This window comes from Microbispora catharanthi (assembly GCF_006334915.2).
Classification (GTDB): domain Bacteria; phylum Actinomycetota; class Actinomycetes; order Streptosporangiales; family Streptosporangiaceae; genus Microbispora; species Microbispora catharanthi.
Genome location: NZ_VDMA02000045.1, coordinates 22264 through 28333 on the forward strand (window position 1 = coordinate 22264; position 6070 = coordinate 28333).

Annotated in this window: 4 protein-coding genes; 1 reads left to right on the forward strand and 3 read right to left on the reverse strand. The window is 69.7% G+C overall.

Translation table 11 applies throughout. The annotated features are described in order from the left end of the window. Nucleotides 1–33: 33 nt before the first annotated feature. The 3 genes from FH610_RS41765 to FH610_RS41775 all read right to left on the reverse strand — a co-directional run bounded on the left by FH610_RS41765 (nucleotide 34) and on the right by FH610_RS41775 (nucleotide 4263). Nucleotides 34–474, reverse strand: coding sequence for a 3-keto-disaccharide hydrolase (locus FH610_RS41765; protein ID WP_240809511.1), 441 nt, complete (start codon nucleotides 472–474; stop codon nucleotides 34–36). Nucleotides 475–768: 294 nt separating this feature from the next. Next, entirely contained in the window at nucleotides 769–2898 is a 2130-nt protein-coding gene (locus FH610_RS41770; RefSeq protein ID WP_205826441.1) for a PQQ-dependent sugar dehydrogenase, read from the reverse strand. A gap of 657 nt (nucleotides 2899–3555) precedes the next feature. Beyond that, nucleotides 3556–4263, reverse strand: coding sequence for a sulfotransferase family protein (locus tag FH610_RS41775; protein WP_139580778.1), 708 nt, complete (start codon nucleotides 4261–4263; stop codon nucleotides 3556–3558). A gap of 381 nt (nucleotides 4264–4644) precedes the next feature. On the opposite strand from FH610_RS41775, the gene FH610_RS41780 reads away from it, so the two are divergent. Further along, nucleotides 4645–6070: extracellular catalytic domain type 1 short-chain-length polyhydroxyalkanoate depolymerase (locus FH610_RS41780; RefSeq protein WP_167538838.1), on the forward strand; the 1426-nt coding region annotated here is incomplete at its 3' end.

Below are 6070 nucleotides of genomic sequence, written 5' to 3' on the forward strand. Positions count from 1 at the left end.
CCCGGCCGTGCGCACGGGGCCGACGCGCGCCGGTCAGCGAGTCCCGGTGAGGTCGCGCACGCGGACGTCGCGGAACGCGACGACCGAGGCGCCGTCGTGGTTCTGCAGCCCGACGTAGCCGCGCTCGAACTGCCGGCCGCTCGTGCCGGGATCCGCCGGACGCCCGGGGAACGGTATGCCGGGGACGTTGTCGAACTCGTTGATCACCTCCCCGTTGCGGATCACCGTGTAGTGCTGCCCGACCACCCGGATCTCCAGGTCGTTCCACACGCCCTTGGCGGTCGGCCGGGCGTGGGCGAGGTCGAGGTCGGCGAACCCGTACACCGATCCCGTCTTGCGCGGGTCGTCACCGCCGCCTTCCGGAGTGTCGTTGATCTGGATCTCGTGGCCGCAGTTGACCGCGACCCAGGTCGGCTCGCTCGTCTTGCACTCGGGGTTGGCCGCGGGGTCCACGCCGGGGAAGCGGACGAACACGCCGCTGTTGGAGCGGGCGTCCCCGGCCCGCTCGTCCCGGAACTTCAGGCGCAGCGAGACGCCTTCTCGGCGGTCGCCGGCGGAGCCGCCACACTCGTCGCGACGGCCGCGGCGGCGAGCAGGCTCCCGGCGAGCGCCGCCGTTTTTCCCTGTGTACGCATGTCGGGGTTCCTCCCTGTGGCTGGACGGCGGATCGCGGGCCGTCGCGGCCTGCGTGACTTCGGCGGGAGCCGGGGCGGACCGCCCCGCCGGCGCTCACACCGGCGGGGACGGGCCCGCCCCGGCCGCCTGCTGTCACCCGGCCGGCTTCAGCACCACCTCGTCACTGCCGGACAGCGCCGGCAGCCCGTCGGCGCCCGGGTCGGTGTACGTGGCGGCGAAGACACCGGAGAGGTTGTCGTTCGCCGGGTCGTGTCCCGAGGGCACCGTGGTCGTGATGCTGCCGGTGCATCCGCTCGCGGTCGTCTGCGGGTGCCCGTGCTGGTCGTGCCCGAGGATGTAGGTCACCTGAACGCGGGAGCAGTCCACCGGCTGGTCGTCGGTCACCTTGACCTCGAACTGCACGACGTCGCCGAAGTGGAACGGCTGCCCCTCGACCGGCTTGACGAACTCGACGACCGGCGCCTGGTTCCCGACCACGACCTGGACCTCGGCCGTGGCCGAGCGCCCGCGCTGGGGGCCGCCCACGTCGGTCACCTTCAGCGTCGCGCGGTAGACGCCGTTGTCCTGGTAGGTGAAGGTCGGGTTGGCCTCGCGCGAGTCCACCTTGCCGTCGGCGTCGAAGTCCCAGGCGTACTGGAGCCGGTCGCCGTCGGTGTCCGCGGTGCCCTCGCTGGAGAACGCGACGGTGAGCGGCGCCTTGCCGTTGGTCTTGTCCGCCGACGCCTTCGGGGCGGGCGAGTGGTTGCCGTTCTCCCCGATGTAGTCGATGCGGGCCAGCTGCGCGTCCGGGTTCTGCGAGAAGTAGCCGTCGCCGTACTCCAGGACGTAGAGCGCGCCGTCCGGGCCGAACTCCATGTCCATGGCGTTGTCGAAGGTGAACGACGGCAGGACGGACTCGATCTTCGCGAGCTTGCCGTCCGCGTCGAGGCGCATGCCCTTCACCCAGTCACGCGACCACTCGTAGAGCAGCGGCACTCCGTCGTAGTACTCCGGCCAGGCCACCGGGGTGCGGCCCTGCGCCGCCTTCTTGTCGTAGTGGTAGACGGGGCCGCCCATCGGGGAGATGCCGCCCGTGCCGAGCTCGGGGAACTCGGCGGACGCGCCGTAGGTGTACCACACGTCCGGCTGCGCGACCGGGGGAAGCTCGCGCAGGCCGGTGTTGTGCGGGGAGTCGTTCACCGGGGCCGCGCAGTCGAAGGGCGCGCCGGACTTGCCGGTGGCGAAGTCGTAGTCGACGTAGGGGAGTTTGGCGGTCGCGCAGTACGGCCAGCCGTAGTTGGACGGCTTGCGGATGACCGTCCACTTGCCGGTGCCGGCCGGCCCGCGGCTCGGGTTGGCGCGGTTCGCGTCCGGCGAGTAGTCGCCGACGTAGAGGTCGCCGTTCTCCTTGTCGATCTCGATGCGGAAGGGGTTGCGCAGTCCCATCGCGTAGATCTCCGGCCGGGTCTTCGCGGTGCCCGGCTTGAACAGGTTGCCCTCGGGGATCGTGTAGCCGCCGCCGTCCTTGGGCTTGACGCGCAGGATCTTGCCGCGCAGGTCGTTGGTGTTGCCGGCGCTGCGCTGCGCGTCGTACGCCGGGTTGCGGCCCGGCCGCTCGTCGATGGGGGCGTAGCCGTCGGACGCGAAGGGGTTGGTGTCGTCGCCCGTGGACAGGTAGAGGTTGCCCTCGGCGTCGAAGACGATGTCGCCGCCGACGTGGCAGCAGATGCCCCGGTCGACGGGGACGTCGAGGATCTTCTGCTCGCTCGCCAGGTCGATCTGGCCCTTGGTGAACTCGAAGCGGGAGAGCCGGATCAGGCCCTTGAAGCGCTCCCAGTCCGCCGCGGTGCCCTGGTTGGGGGCGTCGCCCTCGTTCACGTCGGGTGTCTTCGGGTCGTCGACGGGGGTGTTCAGCGGGGGCGAGTAGTAGAGGTAGACCCAGTTGTTGCCCTTGCCGAAGTTCGGGTCGAGCGCGATGCTCTGCAGGCCCTCCTCGTCGTGCTGGTACACGTCGATGGTGCCGGCCTTCGTGTTGAGGCCGGTCGCGGGGTCGTGCATCCAGATCGTTCCGGCGCGGGTGGTGTGCAGGACCCGGCCGTCGGGCAGGACGGCGAGGTCCATGGGCTCGCCGGGGGTGTCGTTGAGAGTCACCTTCTGGAAGGCGGATTCCGGGGGCGCCGGACTCTCCTGCGCCGCCGCGATCGACGGCGTGGTCAGGAGGCCCGTCATGACGGCGGCCGCTGCCGCCGCCATCAGCCTGGTCCTCGTGGAGGTACCGTTCACGTGATGCTTCTCCTTGGCCGGAGGGCGTCAGATGGGAGGCCGGGCCGCCACCCGTGCCGCGGCAACGGCAGGGAAGCGTGGCGGTCCGGCCGCTCGCTGAGGGGAAGACGCGCCCACGCCGAAGCCGACGAGGGCAGGGCCACGGAGGGCGCACTCGGAAGTGGTCGCCAGGGCGGCCGCACGCATCGTCCCCTTCGTGAGGACGCGTGCGCCGAACGCGTCGTGATCGAACACTGAGTCGAACACTGAATCGAACGCTTCCTGGCTCGGTCGGCGTGCCACCGCCGTCGAGCGCGAGACGCCCACATTGTTACGGCCGTGCAACGGCGCGGTCAATACCGCGCTTTGACTTTCGCGGCTGACCGCTCGGTCAGGTGCCGGCGGGCGACCGGACCGGCGTTATGAGTACTGAAAGACCTACTTTCGTTGACATTTGGCGTAAGTTCGATCTAGCGTCGCAAAACATGCGATCGATACGACAGAAGTCGTACCGGAGGTTGATCGACTCACCACGTTAGGTAGTCAAGGTTTGGCGCGTCGCCTGGGGGCGTACGCCCGGTCGCCCGCTCCCGTCGCGCCGAGACGGCGAGCGGGCGAGTGCCACCCGGGCGGCGAACCCGGGCGACGCGCCCATTCCTGCCGCCTCCGGGCGCGCCGTCAGCCTCCGCCCGGGAAGGGCACGTGGACGCGGCCCTCGGTGTGCATGAGCTCGAACGTCCTGCGGATCGACGCGGCGTCGTTGAGGTGTGGGAACGGGGCGTCCGGGGGAGCGGCGACCCCGAGGAAGGCGCACAGCGGTCCCCAGCCCTCGCGCACGTCGAAGACCAGGAGCCGCTCGGCGGGAAGGGCGGCCCGCACCGTGGCGACGTGCCGGTGGTAGGCCGCGACGGCCCGCTCCTCGTCCGGAGTGTGACCGGGCCGCCAGTCCTCGCCGAAGACCGACCCGCTGATCCGCTCGAAGAGCGGCCGGAGGCTCGTCATCGCGGCGACGACGGGACGGATCGCCTCGGGCGCCTCGTCCTCCCGTATCGGTTCGCGCGGGCTGAGCGAACCCAGCACTCGGAAACTGCCGTACCAGCTGTGGGGGTCGCGGACCGTGAGGACGACCTTGGCGTCCGGATAGGCCCGTGCCAGCTCCCGCCAGAAGAAGCTGGCGGGCCAGTCCACACAGGACCGGAAGCCCTCGAAGACGCGTTCCCAGTCGGCCTGCCCGCCCGAGCAGACGGGCAGCCATCGTTCGGCGAGCTCCGGGCGGAGCAGGACCTCGAAGGTGTGGTAGCAGGGCCCGAAGCCGAGCCGTTCCAGGGCCGCCTTCGTCGACGTCGTTCCGGTGCGCGGAAGTCCCGCGCCGATGACCTCCAGCATGTGCAGGCTCCCGTCGTCGCCCCCGCCGGCTGACGCGGTAGACCATGCCCGGCCGCCGGGTGTTCTCACAGCGCGTCAGCACTCCCGCGGCATGCCGCCTCCACGATCTGACAATATTTCGGCGTCTCCGTGAAACTTTCCAAGCATCGCCGGCCTCCAGACGGGGTGGAGTGCCCCTGACGTCCTCGTCTTCGTCGGCACAGAACTCACGATGATCTGTGGCTTGAGTCGCCAGAAAGTTTTAGGCACGCTTCGGAAACATTCACGTCGCCGGATCCGGTGAGGGTGTGGCATCCGCGATCTGCGAGCAGTACGGAAGCCCGGTCCCGGGCGCCACGGCCACACGTCCCGGCCGGCGCAACCGGAGGAAGGACAGCTCACGTGAGACGACGCATCGTGGCCTTACTGGCCGCCGTGCTGATGCCCGTGGTCGCGGCGACCACGTTGCTGGTCACCCAACCGGCCGCCGCGGCCTCGCTGACCCGGGTGACCAGCTTCGGCAACAACCCGAGCAACCTGAACATGTACATCTACGTGCCGGACCGGGTGGCCGCCCGGCCCGCGCTGCTGGTCGCGGTCCACTACTGCACGGGCACCGCGTCGGCGCTGTTCAGCGGGTACTTCCGCGACTACGTGACCGCGGCCGACCAGTACGGGTTCATCATCGTGTTCCCCGAGGCCACGCGCAGCGGCCAGTGCTTCGACGTGTACTCGCCCCAGGCGCTGAAGCGGGGCGGCGGCAGCGACCCGGTCGGCATCATGTCGATGGTCGACTACGCCAAGTCGCGCTACAACGTGGACCCCGGCCGCGTCTACGTCAGCGGCGTCTCCTCCGGCGCGATGATGACCAACGTGCTGGCGGCCGAGTATCCGGACGTCTTCAAGGCGGGCTCGGCCTTCATGGGCGTCCCGGCGGGCTGCTTCGCCACCACCGACGGCTCCACCTGGAACAGCCAGTGCTCCGGCGGGCAGAGCATCAAGTCCGCCCAGCAGTGGGGTGACCTGGCCCGTTCGATGTACTCCGGCTACAGCGGCTCCTACCCGCGCATGCAGCTGTGGCACGGCACCACCGACACGACGCTGAACTACAACAACTTCGGCGAAGAGATCAAGCAGTGGACCAACCTCAACGGCGTCAGCCAGACGCCCGTGTCCACCGACAGCCCCTCGTCGGGGTGGACCCGCACCCGGTATGGCGACACCGGCACCCAGCCGCCGGTCGAGGGCGTCAGCGTCTCCGGTCAGGGGCACTCGCTGCCCCTCAACGGCATGATCGCCTATGCGATCAACTTCCTCGGCCTCAACAGCACCACGCCGAGCTCTCCGTCGCCCACACCGTCGCCCACGCCGCCGAACAGTCCGTCTCCGAGCCCGTCCCCGAGCCCGTCGTCCGGCCCGAGCGGCGGCCCCCCGGCCACCACCCTCGGCGAGGCCGCGGCCCGCAGCGGCCGTTACTTCGGTACGGCGATCAGCGCGAACAAGCTGGGTGACTCGGCGTACACCACGATCGCGAACCGTGAGTTCAACATGGTGACGGCCGAGAACGAGATGAAGATCGACGCCACCGAGCCGAACCAGAACCAGTTCAACTTCACCAACGCCGACCGGATCTACAACTGGGCGGTGCAGAACGGCAAGCAGGTGCGCGGGCACACGCTGGCCTGGTACGCCCAGCAGCCCGGCTGGATGCAGTCGCTGTCGGGCAGCGCGTTGCGCCAGGCGATGATCAACCACATCAACGGCGTGATGGCCCATTACAAGGGCAAGATCCCCTACTGGGACGTCGTCAACGAGGCCTTCGACGACA